At 58.4% G+C, this 18,646-nt stretch carries 9 protein-coding genes and 1 tRNA gene; 4 read left to right on the forward strand and 6 right to left on the reverse strand.

From position 1 onward, the window contains the following. Positions 1-212: 212 nt before the first annotated feature. The gene (locus JQ624_RS15375; RefSeq protein WP_212419735.1) at positions 213-1,994 is read right to left on the reverse strand and encodes an acyl-CoA dehydrogenase; all 1,782 of its coding nucleotides are present in this window, start codon (positions 1,992-1,994) and stop codon (positions 213-215) included. 284 nt (positions 1,995-2,278) lie between these two features. Between JQ624_RS15375 and JQ624_RS15380 the strand changes: the two genes are divergently transcribed. Together JQ624_RS15380 and JQ624_RS15385 are read left to right on the forward strand one after the other, a co-directional pair. Further along, a tRNA-Gln gene (locus JQ624_RS15380) sits at positions 2,279-2,353 on the forward strand. 841 nt (positions 2,354-3,194) lie between these two features. Continuing rightward, on the forward strand, positions 3,195-6,221 hold the full coding sequence (locus tag JQ624_RS15385) for an adenylate/guanylate cyclase domain-containing protein (RefSeq protein WP_312014425.1): 3,027 nt from the start codon (positions 3,195-3,197) through the stop codon (positions 6,219-6,221). A gap of 18 nt (positions 6,222-6,239) precedes the next feature. On the opposite strand, the gene JQ624_RS15390 is transcribed toward JQ624_RS15385, so the two are convergent. From JQ624_RS15390 to JQ624_RS15400, 3 genes are read right to left on the reverse strand one after another with little or no spacing between them, the layout of a single operon-like run. Next, positions 6,240-7,646 carry a Dyp-type peroxidase gene (locus tag JQ624_RS15390; protein WP_249129812.1) on the reverse strand — a complete coding sequence of 469 codons (1,407 nt, stop codon included), beginning with the start codon at positions 7,644-7,646 and terminating at the stop codon, positions 6,240-6,242. A gap of 12 nt (positions 7,647-7,658) precedes the next feature. After that, positions 7,659-9,653, reverse strand: a complete 1,995-nt coding sequence (locus tag JQ624_RS15395; protein ID WP_212419736.1) for a hypothetical protein — start codon at positions 9,651-9,653, stop codon at positions 7,659-7,661. Between the two features lie 27 nt (positions 9,654-9,680). Further along, a complete protein-coding gene (locus tag JQ624_RS15400; protein ID WP_212419737.1) occupies positions 9,681-11,069 on the reverse strand; it encodes a cytochrome P450 in 1,389 nt (462 codons plus the stop codon). A gap of 1,213 nt (positions 11,070-12,282) precedes the next feature. Between JQ624_RS15400 and JQ624_RS39510 the strand changes: the two genes are divergently transcribed. Then, positions 12,283-14,475: an EVE domain-containing protein gene (locus JQ624_RS39510; protein ID WP_212419738.1), complete on the forward strand. Its 2,193-nt coding sequence runs from the start codon at positions 12,283-12,285 to the stop codon at positions 14,473-14,475. Between the two features lie 126 nt (positions 14,476-14,601). Here JQ624_RS39510 and JQ624_RS15410 read toward each other — a convergent pair whose 3' ends face one another. Together JQ624_RS15410 and JQ624_RS15415 are read right to left on the reverse strand one after the other, a co-directional pair. Further along, complete coding sequence (locus JQ624_RS15410; protein WP_212419739.1) at positions 14,602-14,808, reverse strand: hypothetical protein; 207 nt, start codon at positions 14,806-14,808, stop codon at positions 14,602-14,604. Then, positions 14,805-15,005 carry a hypothetical protein gene (locus tag JQ624_RS15415; RefSeq protein WP_212419740.1) on the reverse strand — a complete coding sequence of 67 codons (201 nt, stop codon included), beginning with the start codon at positions 15,003-15,005 and terminating at the stop codon, positions 14,805-14,807. Before JQ624_RS15415 ends, JQ624_RS15410 begins: the two co-directional genes overlap by 4 nt. A 704-nt stretch (positions 15,006-15,709) precedes the next feature. Here JQ624_RS15415 and JQ624_RS15420 point away from each other — a divergent pair. Beyond that, positions 15,710-18,589 (forward strand): hypothetical protein, encoded by a 2,880-nt coding sequence (locus tag JQ624_RS15420; RefSeq protein WP_212419741.1) that lies wholly within the window; start codon positions 15,710-15,712, stop codon positions 18,587-18,589. Positions 18,590-18,646 lie beyond the last annotated feature (57 nt).

Below are 18,646 nucleotides of genomic sequence, written 5' to 3' on the forward strand. Positions count from 1 at the left end.
AGGCTCCGCATGAGCCTGATTACATAGCCAAGCACGCGACGGCGCTCATTCTTCGGATTGCGAAATGAATGCGCAACGGCCGGAGACTACGGGATCATCCATTTTTTCAAAGGTGTTGCTTCAATACCACGCGCCGCAGCATGGAACTTGCTGTGCCATTCTGCGACGGATGCGTGCGTGCCGCGTATTCAGAGCGAGCCGCACGAATGCGCTCACCCCAGCAACACTGCATCCGCGCCGTTCACGGCTTCCGCGCTGTCGGTCACCGTCTTCTCCAGCGAACCCGCCTGCACGGTGATGTTCTCGGCAAAGAACCGCGCCACCGTCACGTAGCGCTGTGGATCGCCGGCGTCGCCATTGCTCTTGGCGGCCAGCGCTTCGCCGGCCAGCATGCAGCCGCCGAGCGTCGAGCCAAACAGGCGCAAGTATGGCGTGGCGCCTGCCAGCGCGTCGTTCGGCGCCGACGCCACGCGCTCCAACAGCCATTTGCTGGCGCGCTCCAGCGAGCCGAGCGCGTCGCGCAGTTTGGCGCCTGTCGTGCCGAAGGCGGGATCGTTCGAGGTCTCGACCTGCTTGACGATGCCGCCCAGTTCATCGAGCAGGGCCCAGACGGATGCGCCGCCGTTGGCGGCAAGCTTGCGCGTCACGAGGTCGATCGACTGGATGCCGTTGGTGCCCTCGTAGATCGAGGTGATGCGCGCGTCGCGATAGTGCTGCGCGGCGCCGGTCTCCTCGATGAAGCCCATGCCGCCGTGGATCTGCACGCCCAGATACGCCACCTCGTTGCCGATATCGGTGGAGAACGCCTTTGCAATCGGCGTCAGCAACGCGCCTCGCGCGGCGGCCTCAGCCCGAACCTTGGCGTCCTTGGCGCGCGTGGAGACGTCGAGCGCCACGGCGGTGGCGTAGCAGATCGAGCGCGCCGCGGCGGTCATGGCGCGCATCTGCAACAGCATGCGCTTGACGTCGGGATGCACGATGATCGGGTCGAGCCCGTCGCCTTTTTTGCCGACGGCGCGGCCCTGGCGGCGTTCCTGCGCGAAGGCCAGCGCCTGCTGATAGGCGCGATCGGCAATGCCGACGCCTTCGAGGCCGACGCCGAGGCGGGCCTGGTTCATCATCGTGAACATGCAGAGCATGCCCTTGTTTTCCTCGCCGATCAGGTAACCGACGGCGCCGCCGTGATCGCCCATCGTCATGGTGCAGGTGGGGGAGGCGTGCATGCCGAGCTTGTGCTCGACGCCGGACGGATAGATGTCGTTGCGTGCGCCAAGCGAGCCGTCGGCATTGACCATGAATTTCGGAATCAGGAACAGCGAGATGCCCTTGGTGCCCGCGGGCGCATCGGGCAGGCGGGCCAGCACGAAATGAACGATGTTATCGGTCATGTCGTGGTCGCCATAGGTGATGAAGATTTTCGTGCCCTTGATGCGATAGGTGCCGTCATCAGCGCGCTCGGCGCGGGTACGCAGCGCGCCGACATCGGAGCCGGCCTGCGGCTCGGTGAGCTGCATGGTGCCGGTCCATTCGCCGGAGACGAGCTTTTTCAGATAGATCTGCTTCAGTTCCTCGCTGCCATGGGCATCGAGCGCCTCGATGGCGGAGAGCGTCAGCAGCGGGCAGAGGCCGAAGGCGATGTTCGACGCGCTCCAGATTTCGGTGCAGGCCGCGTTGATCGCCATCGGCAGGCCCTGGCCGCCAAAAGCTTCCGGCCCCGACACCGCATTCCACCCGGCGGCGATCCAGCGCTGATAGGCATCGGGCCAGCCGGGAGCGGTCGTCACCTTGTCGTCGGCGAGCTTGATGCCGTGTTCGTCGCCCACCCTGTTCAGCGGCGCCAGCACGTCGCCGGCGAATTTGCCGGCTTCCTCCAGCACGGCCGCGGTGATGTCGCCGTCGAAGTCGCCATAATGGCCGGCCTTCACGGCCGCCTGCAGGCCGGCGCCGTGGTTGAGCGCGAGCAGGATGTCGGAGATCGGCGCGCGGTAGGTCATGACGAAAATCTCGCTTTGACAGGAACTGGGCTGCCGTATTCCCACGAAACCGGGGTTGTCTCAACTCTCCGATGGGCGGTATTGGGCCGCGCCAGGGGCGTGAAACCGGCCGGGGGCCTTCGCGTAACCGGTCTAATTATAAAGGGTCACGCTTCCGGGGTGCTGATTTCGGACGAAATTCGGGCTTCCAGCCTGTTGAAATGGCCGAACTCCCTCTATAGACCGGGCGTTGTCCGAACCGGTTCGCGCAGGGCGCATCGTCCGCGCGTTTCGGTTCAGCCTGTTGGGGCGTAGCCAAGCGGTAAGGCAGCGGATTTTGATTCCGCCATTCGGAGGTTCGATCCCTCCCGCCCCAGCCAGCCACTGGCTCAACCAGAGAGGGTTGGCTCATATTGGTTAGAACCGCCGCATTTTATAGGCTTTTCGTGCAGTTGCCCCGAGTCTCCAGTCTCTAGAAAATGGCAACCTTAGCGAGAATATGCCGAAAGTCTCCAGCCCAAACCGCAGAAATTCCCGTTTTTGTGGAGACGATTGGAGGAGACCGGTTCGATCACCACTGAGTGGTAGGGGTGGCAGATGCATCCAAGCCTATTTGTTACTCGATTCAGGCCGATTTTTTGATGCAGTGTCAGCAACTGACAGCGGGCAAATGCAAATCACTTTGCGCAGCGCTCCAATTTGACGTCTGCTCATGGAAGCTAAGCAGACGTGTTCATGGCGTTGCGCGCGTGTCAGCTTATGACCGACCGACCCAAAGTGGATGTTATCCCTGATTGTCAGCCACGTCCGCTCCCTAGCGCAGTACTCACTTACCTAATCAATTCCGGCCAACGGTCGATCCGCGCTTCACTGGCGGAAACGAAGCATCTCTTAAAGGCGGGAGCCTAAGAGCTTATCTTTGCACACCTTTCGGCAATTGCCCGAGACAACAATTAGCCGGCGGGCCAGTGCAATTTGCTCGTCTTGCGTTGACGGTTGTCCTACTATCGGTACGAAATTGGCTAACGGTTGGACATGCCGTGAAGAAGGGTCACTGCCGTGGTCACGAAACGGCGCAATTTGCCCGGCGAATTGGGACGTCGGTGTAGCCATTGTGGCTTTGAAATCCGGCCGACTGCGAACTTTTGTGGCGGCTGTGGACGATCCAGGGCCTTCGGGAACGCGACAGACCAGAACGCCCTGACTTTTCTGCAATCGAAGGTGCCGGCCAAGCTGGCCGAGCGGATTTTGCATTCCGGCGGCGCCATGTCCGGAGAACGCAAGCACGTCACGGTTTTGTTCGCCGACGTCCGTGGTTCGACAGCACTGATCGACAGGCTCGATCCAGAAGAGGCGCTCGAAATCCTCGGACCAGTGCTCCAGGTGCTGATGGATGCGATTCATCAACACGATGGATTCATGAACCAAGCCCGTGGCGACGGTGTCATGGCGCTTTTCGGAGCGCCCATCGCAACCGAAGACCATGCCGTGCAGGCTTGTCGCGCGGCGATGGCTATGCAGGCCGGCATTCAAGAGCTGAATCGCAGGAGGATCAGCGATATCTCCCTGCGTATCGGAATTAATTCCGGTCACGTCGTCATTCACTCGATCGGCAGCAACTTGACGATGAATTACGATGCGGTCGGAAAAACCGTGCATCTGGCTGCCCGCATGGAAGAGCTCGCGGCGCCAAACAGGATCATGCTGACCGCTGCGACGCAAAAGCTGGCCAAGGGCTTCATCGTCGCGGACCCGCGGGGCACGGTTGCGTTGAAAGGCGTGGCGGAGCCGGTCGAGACTTTCGAATTGGGCGGGATGCGTTCGACCACGCGCTGGCAGGCGCGCTCTTCGCAAGGCCTAAACGCGCTGGTGGGCCGACAGGCAGAGCTCGACACGCTAAGAGGGCTGCTGCGAAGAGCCGCGAGCGGTAATGGACAGGCGCTGACTGTCATTGGCGCTGCGGGGTTCGGTAAATCGCGACTGATTCACGACTTCGTCGGCGAGCTTGGCAGCGAGTGGATGGTACTGGAAACCGCATGCGTTCCTCAGCATACGCAGTCCAGCTATTATCCGATCAGCGATCTTATCCGTCATATGTTCGGAATTGACATCGATGACAAGCCGGAAACCGTTGCCAAGCGTATTAAGGAGCAGATCGTTTCGCTCGACGCCAATCTGGCAAAGTTCCTTCCGGCAGTTTTTTCAGTGTTGGACATCAGCATCGAGGATCAGGAGTGGAAGAACCTGGAGCCGACGGAGAAACGTCGAGCAATCGTCGAAGCGATTACGGCTCTGGTCTTGTTTCAGGAGCGGCGCACACCGCTGTTGATCATTGTCGAGGACGTTCATTGGATCGATAGCGAAACAAGGATCATTCTTCACAATGTCCTCAGCTTGTTGCGTGGCTTGCGAATTTTCCTGATCATGACGCAGCGCCCCGAAGGCAATCTGGCGGACCCCGATCTCCTTCGTCTCGAACTATCCGCACTCGCCGAGGTAGATTCACAAGAATTGCTCGATCGTCTTATCGGTCGAGATCTCACTCTGCAGTCTATAAGAAACCGCATCGTCGCTAAAGCGCAGGGAAATCCCTTGTTTTTGGAGGAGTTGGTTCAGTCTCTCGCAGAGGCTGGCAGTTTCGAGGGAGAGCCAGGGGACTATCGGCTGAGCAAACCTGCCGAGCGGATTGAAATCCCGCAAACCATCCATACCGTTCTAGCCGCACGTATTGATCGATTAGACGGATTGCCGAAGACGTTGTTGCAAACATCTTCAGTGATCGGAGCGGACGTTTCGATCGCACTGCTATCCGGAATGCTCGAGGTACCAGCAAGTAAGATATCGGGATACCTCAGGGAGCTTGAGGAGGCAGACTTCCTCCGCAGAGTGAAGCGCGTCGGATCAGAGTATTCTTTCAAGCATGAGCTGATACGCGAAGTTGCCTACGGCACGATGCTGCTGGGGACGCGCCGATCGCTGCATGCCAAGGCGGTTGCAACCATAGAATCCCGCTTCGGCGATCGGCTCGACGAGCACATCGACCGGTTGGCCGATCATGCATTCATGGCGGGGCTTTGGGAAAAGGCCGTGCCGTATCAGCTCCGTAGCTGTCGACGTGCCGTGAGGCGCGGCGCCAACCAGGACGCGATCGGGATTTATCATCGCGGGCTGGAGACCCTGTCGCACTGGCCGCCCTCGGCAGCGAAAATCAGGGCTGAAATCGATTTCCGCCTCATCGTTGTGATTGCGTTGGAGCCCCTTGGCAAGCATCGTCTGATTGCCGATGTGCTGCGAGAGGCGCGCGAGCTGGATGACCCATCCAATGATCCAATACGCAATGCCGCCGTCAATTGTCAGCTCGCGGTAGCCCTTTGGCGGATTGGAGAGCACGACGGTGCAATGGAGGCGGCTAAAGCTGCGAGCGCGATAGCGCAGCAGATCGCTGACCCAGCTCTCACGTTCGCATCACTGCACAACATCGGGATGGTGCTCCACGAAACCGGAGCTTACAGAGACTCGATCGAAGTACACGAACAGTGCTTCGCGTTCGAAAGTCCGGAGCTTGATCAGAAGCGCGCAGGCTGGGCCGCCTATCCAAGCGTCGTGCTCCGCACTTTTTTGGCCGACTCCCTGATCGAAATCGGGGAACTGGAACGAGCCGAAATCATGGCCAATGATGCCATAACAAGAGCCGAGGATCATTTCTACTCGCGCGCAAATATATCGCATGTCCTTGCCCGGCTCAGGATTGCGCAGGGTCGGCATGTGGAAGCGTTGTCGATCCTGCGGGAGTGCTGGCAAACTTGCCTCGATCGCGGCATCGTGCAGATGTACCCGATACTCGCCGCACGTATGGGAGAAGCCTATCTTGCGCTGGGCGATGTCAAGGCCGCCGCCGAGATTCTCTCCAAGCCGGAGCGGCTGGACGTGCCACTTGGCGAAAACGCCTTCGGTTGGGGCTGGCTCTTCGTGGCGCAGGGGCGCGCTTTCCTGGCGGCAGGCGATCACGTGCAAGCACGAATTTCAGCGAAGCGGGCCCTGGCGCTCGCGGAAGAGCGCGGCGAGCCTCCGCAACGGGCCCATGCGTTGAAACTATTGGGCGATGCGTCGTTGGCGAAAGGTGACCGATCCGAAGCTCAACCCTACCTTGAGCGCGCTCTCGAGCTCGCAACAACGTGTGACATGCGGCCGTTGATGGACCAATGTCGTCCCGCCCTCGAGTCCGCTCGCACGTCGCGCGCTATGTGAATCAAACATGCTCGAGGGTCATGCCGGGGCGGCGATATCGCGTAGCGCCCGAAGTCCTGGAAGAAAGAAATAGGCTCCGCCCCGGACCGTGACGAACGGCTTTGCACGGTCGACGCGAAGGTTTGACGGCCGGCTCTGGATCGTGATTCCTTCTCCATCAGGGAAATGACTGATTGGATCCGTTCCAGTGTAGAGACCGTTGAAATGAGGGTTGTTGATCCATGAGTGCTGGATCATCTCGAATTGCCCGGCGATATCGGCGTTCAGGGCAATGAACAACATGCCTCTCTCGGCCTTGTCACCGTGGCCATTTGCACCATTCGGCTCCCATCGTTCGCCATATGGCCGGCCGCGCCTGATGATGCGATGCATCTTTGAAAGATGCAGCGCTGTTTCCGGATCGGGTCCGAGGGAGTCGCGCGGATTTGCCCGCCGGATGTGTGCTCCGATCGGGCACCTCAAGCCGGCGCGGTCCTCGTAGTAGTAGAGGAAATTGTTCTTTGCATCTTCCTCGCTTCCATTGGGCTTTTCAACGATCAGCGGTTCGCCGTCCATACCCCGGCCGAGCAGGCGTGCGGCAACCCACTTGTCGGTCTCGCCAATTTTTTTTGCTACGTCGCAAACAAAGGTGTTAAAGGCCGGGACATCCTGTTCGAGCTGGCGAAACACAAGATAGGTGCCGTTCCGCCTGATATCCCGATCATGCCCGTTGGTCACGCGCGCTTTGCGCTCGTTCTCGTAACCGAGCAGGAACTCGCCTGCCTTTACCTCGGCGTTCGGCTTGATCTCGGATTTCCCATTCTTGGAATTTGCGCCTTTGCTCTTTTTTGGGCGGCCCTCGATCTTCGGCTGAGAAAACCCGTCCTCAAAGCCGAAATGCTCCCTCTCTTTGGGGAAGAGTTGACCACTTAGTACGATTGGTTCGCCATCGACAATGTCGGCCATTGCCGTCATTTCAGCTTGGATCAGCTGATTGATTCCCGTCTCTTCAGCGAACAGCATGAGGAGGCCATCGATTTCGCGGGTTTCCTCGTTCCAGCCGCCCCAATGCCAGTACTCTGGTGAGCTGTCTTCGAGGTCGCCAAGTATATTCGTCCGGCGAGGTATCGGCGCCCCTCGGGCTCGCGCAGGGGCCATTCCTTCGAGGAATTCGAACGAGAAGGAGTTAAGTGTGGATTGGTCGACCCCGAGATGCCGCAGGCCAGAGGCCGTCAGCGCTAGATTTCTGGCGGGTTGCGTGTTGCTGCTGGGCCCGGGCTGGGATGGCGTCAGCCGCCTCGTGAGGTCGAAAAGCCACTCTTTCTTGCGCGGGAGATTGCCAGATTGGAAGCGCCACAACAGATAGGCCGAACGTTTTAGTTCTCCGTACCCACTGAGGACGATACCTTGCACATCCTCCCATTCTACCCTGTCCATCTTGCGCATGATGGTCCCCACTCAAAGGTTTTGAACGATGGCGTCGAGCCCGCTTGGGGCGAGTCGCTTGGACAGGGATTGTCGAATAGCCGTGTTCGTATTGATGTTCACCACGCTCAGCGTATGATAAGCGCTGTACCACATAATCGTCTCGATCTGGCTCTCCCGCACGTAAGCCTTGAACGGTTGCTCAGCCTGAGCCCCTATCCAGAAATAGAACCGTGTTTCGGGGAAGCTGCAGCGCGCGCCTGCTTGACCTTCGACGTACGTGTTGGTCCAAATGGCGTTCAGCCCCTTGACCGCGGCCATGTCAATGAACTCGTTCAGATAGCTGTTCCAGGCGCCTCCATAATTGTCGAGAAACAGCAGCCGTCGACCACTATCAATGAGAATCCAGCGGGCCGAGAGGATGGTCGGGATATCGCCAAGCGTGCCGACATTGAACCAGAAGCGGGACAGGAGATTGATGAGGAACAGCGTGCCGCGCAACGCAATACCATGGATAAAGCCTGGCTTGACGAGCGTCAGGCTTGCAAGGTGGTTCTGGAAACGGTTGTTGCCGCCTTCTTCCCGCGAGTATTTTTTCGCGTTTTCGGCGGATCTCGCTACGAGCGCTATGGGGTCGTCAAATTGCCGCTTGTCCATCAGCTCGCGCCCGTGCGCGACGAACAGGAGCAAGATGCCAAGCCCGTACAGGACAAAGACACCGATCAATGCGTGGGCGGCGATCAACAGTCCTTGGTAGATCAGCCAGTTGGTAGTCTCCTTGGTCATGATAGGCGACAGATATCGGCTGACGATGAGGGCGCCGCAGGCGAGGACGAGCACCATCATAAACCGGACCAGGTCGAGCCGCAGGCGTCGCCAGTTTTCCTGCGGGCCTTTGAGTTTATTCACTTCGACCGATATGTTCAGAGATGTTGCGAAGTATTGTAGGCCGGCCAGCGCAACGACCAGCAGGAAGAGGACAAAGAGAAGGATCGGATGCACAAGCCACGTGGAGAGCTGGGTCGCAACCAGCAACGTCCCCATGTTGGGAATAAGCGCCAGCAGAACCGCGCCAATGAAAAGGACGAGCACGCCATAACGCAAGATCACCAGGACGTGCAGCGGAACGCGGCTGGTGAAGAATTGATCGCGCGGATGCTTGCTCCAGCTGGTGAAAACGAGTTCGAGTCCACGGAGCAGGAGCCAGCTCACGGCAAGTCCGATGGGGAGAAACACCTCCGGCGGCAATCTTACCGGGAAGTTCGGGAAGAGCTGGATGAGAATGCGTTTGCTGTTGCGATCCACAACTGCAAAGGCGGCCTTGATCGACTCCAATAGCGGCGGCCAGCCGTAGGTCACCGCCAGCCAGTCGCAGGCAGCGCCGATCAGGCAAGCCACAGCAAGAGCCGCAAACACTATCGCCACGGCGGTCAGGTTCCGGTACTGTACTTCCCATGGCACGGGCGCCGGTCGGTCTGCCCAGCGACTGTCTGCATTCCCGGTGATGAAGCTGCGCAGCTGCGCAAAGAGTCCGTCCAGACGCGGCGCAAAGGCTGCACGACGTTGCTGCCCAGCGAAATAGTCGACGACCTCGGCCTGCAGCCCATTTTCACTCTTGATTTCCGCGACGGTCCGTCCGGGGTTGCCGGAGAAGTAGATGTGAGCTCCCACGTCGTGATCAATCAAATACTCTTTTGCGAGCTCGGGAGAGATAAGACCGGAAGCGGGATAGCCCACGCAGTGCTGGTAAAGCCCGTGCATGCCTTCCCCTGCTGCACGCAGCAAGTCCGAAATGAAATCCGCTTTTGACCCATCAAACGTAGCTTCGAGTACAAGGCTTGGCTCGAAATCGTGCGTCCCCTCCAATATGATGCAGCTGGCGAAATGAAGACTTGGAATACCGTCAAACCGGAAGTCCGGTCTGCATCGCATGTCGGATTCCGGCTCGGCGTTGCGGCGGAGATATTGACGACATTGCTCTGTCTGAGAGGCCTTTATCGGTGTAATAATCGTGACGTAATTCGTCATGGGTTCTATCCGCGCGATGCTTTCGCCTTACCGATCATTGAACGTGACAAACAGGCCGACAGCCACCGGTCCATCAAACTGCAACTGACCTTTTGCGTCCGTTGTTCGTGAGAGTCCTTTCAGCAGCAGAAGCGATCTGAAAACCTCCAGCAGGGCTATTTCGGCTATGTATCGTCCGAAACACTCCCGCGCCCCAAAGCCAAAATGCAGATATTGGTCAAACGGTCGGTTGGCATCGAAGCTCGACGGGTCGGGCACCGCCTCCCGGTCGAACATGGCCGACAGCGGGGGAGCAAGAACCCTCGTTCCGGCGCGCACGAGACGTGCCTTTTTCGTACCGTACGCAATCACTGTGTCGCGCGGCGTATCGCGGACCAGGAGTGGCAACATTGGCCGAAAGCGCAGTGCCTCATAGACGAAGTGCCGAAGAGTGGTGCGGAGCGTGTTCACACGTTGGTCGTCACCGCACCTCATGGCCTGATCGAGCGCGATTGCCACTTTCTGCGCCTCCTGCAAGGCGTCGGGATTGGCGAGGATCTGATCGATGGCCCCTGCAGCCGCTCGAACGATTGTTGCTCCGCCTGTAGCGAGCAGACCGGTCAGATAGCGCCGTATCCAGTCTTCATCGAACCAAGCCGGTGCGCCGGAAGTGCCTAGCCGTTGAACGAAGCGGGTAAGAAGAGTGCCGTTGGGCGCAGTCGGCTGCGATCCCGCCACGAGTGAGGCGGCGCTGGAAATCTCATTCAGCACGAGATCAGTGATTTTCTCGATGTGGGAGTGCGAGCGGGACCAGGGCTTCGAGCCGATCGGTGGCTTGACCATGATGATGCCGGCGAGATCACGCATCGCATGGGCCATGTCTCGCGTGCTCCCCGCCAGGGGAGGAACACCAAAATACTTGTCTGCGATATCGACAACGACCGGTTCAAGCAACTCGGAGACGACGTCGATATGACCCTTCGCTGCTGCAATTTGCTGGCGGCATCGCTGGTCCACGATCGCCCTGAGCCTTGCGGGGTCGGCGGTCAGGTCAACAGCGCTCTGAAGCCACTCGCGCTCTTGCGCATGCCGCTGGCGCCAGTCCACGGTCATGAGAAAATTGCCCCACGGCATTCCCGGCTCGATGGACTCTCCCAGCGTGAAGTCGTCGAAGCGCTCGAGCACCTCGCGCACCTCGCGGGCCTGCGTGACGACGAGGAGTTTGCTGAAGATAAATATCGGTCGAAAGCGTCGCAGGCCGCTGAAAAGGAACTTGAAGAGACCAAGTTGACAGAGGAAATGGCACTGCACGCGGTAAAACTGCATGCGGAACGCAAGACGTCGCGCCTCGATGAAGCGTTCCAGCCGGGAGACGAATTGGAAATAGCGATCCGGCGACTCACGTCGCATGGTCGATTTGAAAATATTTGTGTCCATCGACAGCCCCCGAAGCCTTGCTGCACAATTCCGCCGGGGCACCAAGGCCGTCAATTTACTATGCTGCGATCGTTATCGCAGGTCGCGCAATGTTAATGTGAACTGTTTCACAGTTGTAGGAGCGAGCGTGTAAAAAGGCGGTTGGGCGCCTTAGGTGCCGCCACCTTAGGTCAGCATTGGCTTGGTAAAAGCAACTGGTGGCTCTTGTCGGCCCCCAGGCGCCTCGCTTCGTATCGGGGCAAACGAGAGCTTCAGAATACGTGCGCCTGCGCTGCATAATCCGTGCTTCAGAGCTCGTGCGAACCTTCATCGATGCGGGCCGTTACCCGCTTACGGCTTTGGTCTTTGGAGCCCACTTCTAAGATATTAGCGGACGTCGTGAGGGCACATTACTAACTCCGCCTCTGGCCCCTTTGCGGACCTAGCGATTTGGTTAGATGGCGTCCGCTTCTACAGCGAAGGCAGACTGCCATGTGTGCCTTCCAGTGCGCGAACGGCCAACTCTCCATTTCACGGGCCGTCTCTAGGCTCCCGCTTCCATTGTGGAAAGGCCGAAAAGTCTCCTGGGGCGAAAACCTGGCTTCGAGGCGAAATTCTCTCGATATTTCAAAGGCCGATATTCAATTGGGAATGTCGGAGTTCGATCCCTCCCAGGGCAGCCAGCCAGTCCGGCGTCCAGCGGAGCTCCCGAATAGACCCGAGAATAGGCCGGAAAGCCCGGCTTTTTCGGCGAGCTAATTAGTCTCTGGGCACCCGGTCTCTTAGCATCGGTGACGAAATCGCGGAAAGTCTCCGGTCGTTTCCCGAAAAATTCCCGTTTTGCGGAGACTATCGGCGGAGACAGGTTCGATCAGGCCTAGTCTCCGATCTTAAATGCGCGGATTTAGAAATGGACTGCCACGCCCGACGCAAACCGCTTTGAACTGATAGGCTTTCAAAGCGCCGGTTAATAGTTGGCCATCATTGGCATGTCACCGAATGGCCGAGACAGACGTTCCGCGCCTTCGCGCGGCAATCGGCTGACGCGGTGAGCCATGGGCGAGTAGAGCCCGATCAGCGAAGCTGACGCGCCCAGAATCGACTTACTCGGTTGCATGCGATGGGAATCTCGCGAAACTAAGGTTTGAATCGGGGGTGCGCTTTGGACGAACGAATTGAAAGAGCCTTGCGGAGCGTGCGGTCGTTAGACGAATTATCGCGGCTCGAAGGAAACGTGGAACGGCTTAAGGCTTCTTCCGATGAAGTCCGGGCGGCCATCCGCGCGAAATCAACCGAACTTGGTCGCGCCCTCGTAGCAGAACGGACGGGATTTCCACTTACTGACCTCACCCCTGCCGAGGAGAAGATCGTACGCGCCGCCAGCGAATACGCAGGCATCGAAAAGCGCCTGGGAAACCCCGCGACAAGGACGTTCAGCCAACTCAAGAACCGGGGTTTGATCGGCGCCGCTGAAGTGTCGGTGATGAAATCGAAACCGACTCAAGGTTTTACGGCGCTCGAGGATGCCGATCTCGTCGAACTTTCCTACGAACAGATCATCGTCGATCACCCCGATGAATTCTCGGCGCGCGCGCAATGGTACTCCCGCCGGGCCTTGGGATTGCCGAACGATACCGACAAGCCGCCAGCCCCTGGCGCAAGCCTGACTCAGGAGCGGACAGGACAGCTTCTCCGATGGCTTCGTGACCGTGCCGCCACCAACGGCGGGCACTTGGGCGAATTCACGAACGCGGAAGCCGCCGCCGCGATTGGGCTCACGGACATGCACCGCTCTGGCCGGGTCTTTGGCAACATCCAGTCCCGTATTGATTTCGCGTGCTATTCCTTGGATCTGCCACCGCTCGGGCTCTTGGCCGACGAGCCATTCGACATGGCGTGGTCGCAGCAAGACCGGGATTGGGCCTTCCCTATCGAAACCATGCAAGCTGCCGCGCGCGCCCGCGCGTGGCGGGAAGAAGACTTTGAGCTCGTGTTGAACGAAGCGGAACGCCTTCCAGGCCAAGCGCATATTTCGTGGAAGCGCGCCATTAGCGAGAATGAAGCGAAGGTTCGCGCGTGGGCATCTGGCCTCGCGGACGCCGACCCAAACAAGCCGGCCGCTGCCAGTGAAGACGAAGACAGCCTTGGCAGCGCCAAGCGAAATCCCGTCTGGGGCCGCGAGGAGCTTATCCTCGCCCTGGACCTTTACTTACGCCATCGGGTATCGCCGCCGTCAAAGGCAAGCGCAGAAGTCGCTGAGCTTTCGGCCTTCCTCGGCCAGTTGGCCGGTGCGCGGGGCGGCGCGGACGCGCAGACGTTCCGGAACGTCAACGGCGTTTACATGAAGATGATGAATTTCCGGCGCTTTGATCCGGAATATACCGTCGATGGCAAAGTCGGCCTTGTTCGAGGCAATAAACTTGAAGAGGTTGTCTGGAATGAATTCCATGCGGATGCGGCAAAGCTTGCCGCGGCCGTGAGCGCGATTCGCTCTGGCGTGGTGAACCACGTCCAGCCTCAACCAGCGCCGTATTGGGTTTTTGTATGTAACCCCAAAAAATGGGCGATAGATCGCTTCCTTGATCGCAATATCGAACATGACACCTGGGGCGTCAGGCCATCGGACCGCGACCGCTTCGCTCCAGGCCAACTCGGAATCATCCGCGTGGGCGTGGATCGCCGCACCATCGAAGAGCGTGGCGGAAAGCCGCCTCTGGAAGCTGGTATCTACGCGCTTTGCGAAGTGGAGAGCGCAGCGTTCAGCGGCGCCGGGGCCAATGATGAGTTTTGGAATGACGACGCCGGCCGCGAGCCCGGATGGCCTACAGTGCGCATTCGCTATCTGCGGACCTACCTGAATGAGCCGCTGACCATCGCAAGGCTCCGGGCTGAGCAGCCAGGCGTATCGAGCCTGCTGCTCGATGGCTTCCAAGCCGCGTCGTTCCCTATCAGCGCTGACGACTTCCACGCGGTCGTCGCGCTGCTCGGCGAGGACGTCGATGAAGTGGTGGCGAGCACCCCGGAGACAGCTAACTCAGCCGCTGCCTTGGCAGCGCTTCAAAAGAAATACGTGAATGCAAGCCCCGAGGTGAAGGAACGCGTAAGCAAATACATCGAACGTGGCAGCGTCGGAAGTCGGGTCAAGAAGGAGCTTGGCTTCAGATGCCAAGTTTGCGAGGCGCTGGGTCAAAAACCGCTGGGTTTCCTAAAGAAGAACGGCGAACACTATGCCGAAGCGCATCACGTCATGCCTGTTTCAGAACTGCAAGTTGGTTCGCTTGCGGCGTCCAACATCATGGTTGTTTGCGCCAACCACCACCGACAGATGCACTATGGTGGCATCGAGGTGGAAGTGCGTGAAACAGTTTTTGAATTCACCATCGACGACACGCCGCTGAAGATCGAACGCTACTTGGCGGACGCCTAGCCGTTTCGGCATACCGTGCATCAAGCTCAATGCCGAGATAGGAGCGGCCCGATGCAGACGGCCGCATCACCTGAACGCAATCGCCGTGCAGGACGGCATTGCGGGTGTGGATAAGAGGTGAGCCAATCATGACCTCACCTCCGAAGTGACAAGCTCGGCTTCCCAATCGACGCAGCCAGAATGGCTGGAAGTGAACTCGGCCAAGCCGTTCAGTTCATGCATGGCGGCTGCCTTGGCAATCGCGTCCTCCTCGCTGCTGGCAAGCACGAAGGTCTCGTGTTCAGCCATGTCGATGAATCTCACGCGGTATCGCCGCGTAGCGGCGGGGCTCATCGCCCCGCCTCCGCGTCGGCCTTCGGCTCGCGAACGACCAGGCGGCCATTCAGGGGCAGGCAGCTGAGCTGCAGGTTGAAGCCCTTGCCATCCTCGTGGCGCCAGGCTGCGCCGATCTTGGTCCAGTAGGCCTTCTCGCCCTCACCTTCGATTACGTAAAGCGCGTAAGGTTTCTGGCTCTTTTGGTTCGTCTTCATCGGACTATCTCCCGTTTGTTATTCCAGCTGCGCCAATCGCGGCCGGACGGGAGTGAAAAAGGACCAGAGGTCATAAGCAGCGGCGCAAGGAGGCTCCGACCGAGGGACCCTCCGGGATACGGTTGGATGCCTTGCGCCGAGGCGCCTCGGTCCTAACTTCCCGTCGTTATTGGCCGTGCAATTGGAGCGAGGCTACAACGGGACCTTAGGCCCTGAGACGTAACAGGAGCCGATCTGGGGCGGTTTCACGTTGCGAGTCGAGGCAGAGAGGGCTGCTTGGATATTCAGGTGTGCTGAGCGCGGGTTGCAGATGGCAGGAATTCCATTTCAGGCCTGCCTATGCCGATACTGTTGCACCCAAGCGTTGAACCTTCAAGGAACGGTGGGGATGGTAGAGGTTGCTGCTGTCATTATTCTGCCTCCGGAAGGTCAGCCGCGGCTGTGGATTGGGAAAGAAGCTATGGCCTGGAAGATTGAGAAGTACGCCTGTTTCGTGAAAGTGCCCTTTTGCGTTGCACCACGGTCCGTGACACGCCGCGCGGCGCACAGCTGATTGCAAAGCTGCTACCCCGGATTCTTACGTGCCTTGACAGACTGGCCAACTCGGGCATTCTGTTCGACCTTAGGTAGATTTCTATTTTCTGAAATTTTCGGAAATCCGCGAACGCGGCCATTCCTATAATATCTGTATTTGTGAGGGGCCCATGATTACACGGGCGTTGCGCGCGGCAGGTATTCTCGCGCTCTCATTCATGAGCTGTGAATCAAACGGGTGGAGTCTGAAGACGCATCTTTGGATATCCGATCAGGTCATTGCTGACGTCATAGACGATTGCAAGATAACCCTGAAACTGCGTGATGGATCGCAGAGAACATATCCAGTACCCGCGGATGCCTGTTCAGCACTTCGGGCACGGCCGGATCTTTACAGGGCTGGTCATCTCGGCCCGGATGTTTTTCCGGATCCGGTAACCGGCCAGATGACCACGCACCCTGGAATCGAGCATGGATGGCTGGCCGAGCGCTGGATGCGCCAGGTCCTTGAGTCTGCGGCGGGCGATGACGAGTTGGCATTCGCGTACGGTTTCTTGGGACACGCGTCCGGAGACATTTTCGGGCACACGTTCGTAAACCAGTATGCGGGGGACATCTTCCTGCTCACAGATGGAGAGACAAAGGTAGAACTCCGCCATTTCTCTCTGGAAAAATACATTGAGTCAAAAACTCCCGGCCTGTCATTTCCAACCAACGCCGGCGGGATTGGTATTCCGGCAAAATATCTGTCTCAAATACTTATCTATAACGATGACGTTTCCAAGCAATATCAGAAACAAGCAATAACATTGCATCTTGCGAGTCTTCAGATAGCCAAGAAGGCGGTCGACGACGTCTCAAGGGAGAGCAGGAAGATTACGGATCGCTTGGTCGATTTCTACGCCGACTTCTACAAGCTCCAGGCGAAGGAGTTAGCGAAAATTGCATCCTTCGAACGCGAGGTTGAACTGGCAAAGGCCAGCTTGCGGGCTGCTGAGGCAGAACTGAAGCTGGAAGAGGACGCGCTGGCGCTGGCGCAAAAGGCAGTCGATGAAGCTGAGAAGATCTTGTCCACCTACGGCGATCTGATAACCGCGCTAAATTCTCAAATCAGCGACACCCTTAATGCCATATCAGCTGCGGCGGGAACGATCGCGGATCTTTCAAAAGCAAAACAACGGGCGGTCGATGCGCTGAACGCGGCTAATGCAAATCTTGGACAGATTGTTTGCGACGCCAAGCAGGAATTCTGTAATGACGTTACCAACAACGTCTGTAGTTGGCTTCGTCTTGGAAAAGTCTGTAAAGATGTCACGAAAACGATTTGCCATGTGGTCGACATCTCCGATCCGCAATGTGGCGCCGCAAAAGCGGCTGTGAGCGCAGCCGTTGCGCAAGTGAATGCACTCACGTCCCAGCTGGAGCAACAGATCGCTCGGGAAACCCAGCTACAGGCGAAGAAGGCAGCGCTCGAAGCGGAGAAACTTGAAAAGCAGGCAACCCTTCTGGCGACACAATCAGCTATCGCAGGTCTGCGGGCGACACTTAGCGCTCATAAGGCTTTGGTCGATGCGAAGCAGGTGCTGGTAGGAAAGGCCAGGGAGTTGGTGGCAGAGGCCGAAAAACGGCTGGAAGAAATCAAGAAAGCTGCGGAGCCGGTTCTGAAGCTCGTCGATAGCATCGCGGACGTCATGAAAGAGTACAACCTCATCTCATTGATGTTCACGAACTGGCGGGATGGCATCGAGCGGGCAGGCGCGGATTTCATGGATGCTTCCATGGAAACCGGCTTTGGCATGATGAATGAAGACGGAAACATCATGGAGCACTACAAGAAATGGCTCCAATGTTCGGCTCACGCGTATCTCGGCGTTCCCTGGCAGTTGCCGTACACCTATTGCACGGTCCAGGACAAGGTCGAAGAAATCAAGGCGGCAATTGATCGGCTGAAAGAGCAGCTGCCCCCGATCGTTCGATGGCTGCTTGATCCTCTGGCAGATCTCCGCGAAGAGGCAATCAAGGTTGCGAAAAAGGAAGTCTGGAATGCCGCTAAGCACACTGCTGACTTCGTCATGGGACCTCCCACCGGCAGGTTCATTGGCATGCTCGCCAGCCAGGAGAAGGCGACGGCGGATGCCGTGCGGGATATCTTCAGGAGTGCTTCGGAATCCGGAGGAAAGAAACTTGTCACGTTCGACGATGTTATCGCCTTGGTGGATGCTGACATTGGGCTCTCCAATGGAGCGCTTAACCCGGAGACCTTCCACGCGCTGCGGAACGCCGTGACACTCAGCAAGCTCAGCCTGCTAGACGCCGGTGAACTGAGCCAACTGTTTAAGGACCTGGTAGGTGAATTGCCCACGCAGTACGGGCCTGAACTTTACGGAGATCAACGGGGAAAGCGCTTCTCGCTGCTGTTCTATGCCGTGCGATCGATCGACGGCAATCATCAGTGGCAGGCCTTCGGGCTGCCCTATCTGAGAAGCGACGGCAGCCACGGCCCCTCGAACCCAAATCGCCGCCGATATGGCTACAGCTATCACGATAATCACTACGATGGATTCCGCCTCTTCCAGGATCCGATCGCACGGGAGCGCGTCTTCTTGCAGTTGTTCAGCGGGCCGGTTGAGGGAAGCATGGCGAAAATTCCACAGGCACAGTGGCCTGGTTACAAGTATCCGGCGTGCGACATTAATCCATTTCCCCGCACCGTGTCAGACCTGGGACAAATCATGCTTTCGGATCCCGCTTGCGTCGCTGCTGTCGCAAGCTTGGGCGGCCCTGCGCCGAAGGCCCGTGTTACCGCCCATATCAAACCGAAGCCAGCGGACAGAAGCACGGCTGGCAGGAGAAGCAAACCTTCCAGGTTTGTTACGGTAAGATGCGCCCCGCATTCAGCGTCGAGCGCCGAAGCGAGAATTACCGTCCGCTTGAGCCGCAACAACTTTTACGCCAATGGAAAGCACATTCCTACCTGTTCGTCAGGGCCCAATTGGTGGGGTCCTGGCAACGTCGCAGGATGGTGGCACGTTAGTGAAAGCAACCAATAACCAACCGCCGGCCGGAGAGTGAATGATGCGGCCAGGTTGAGTGAATAACTGCCTCAG

Source organism: Bradyrhizobium sp. AUGA SZCCT0283 (assembly GCF_018130385.1).
In the GTDB taxonomy this organism is placed as follows: Bacteria; Pseudomonadota; Alphaproteobacteria; order Rhizobiales; family Xanthobacteraceae; genus Bradyrhizobium.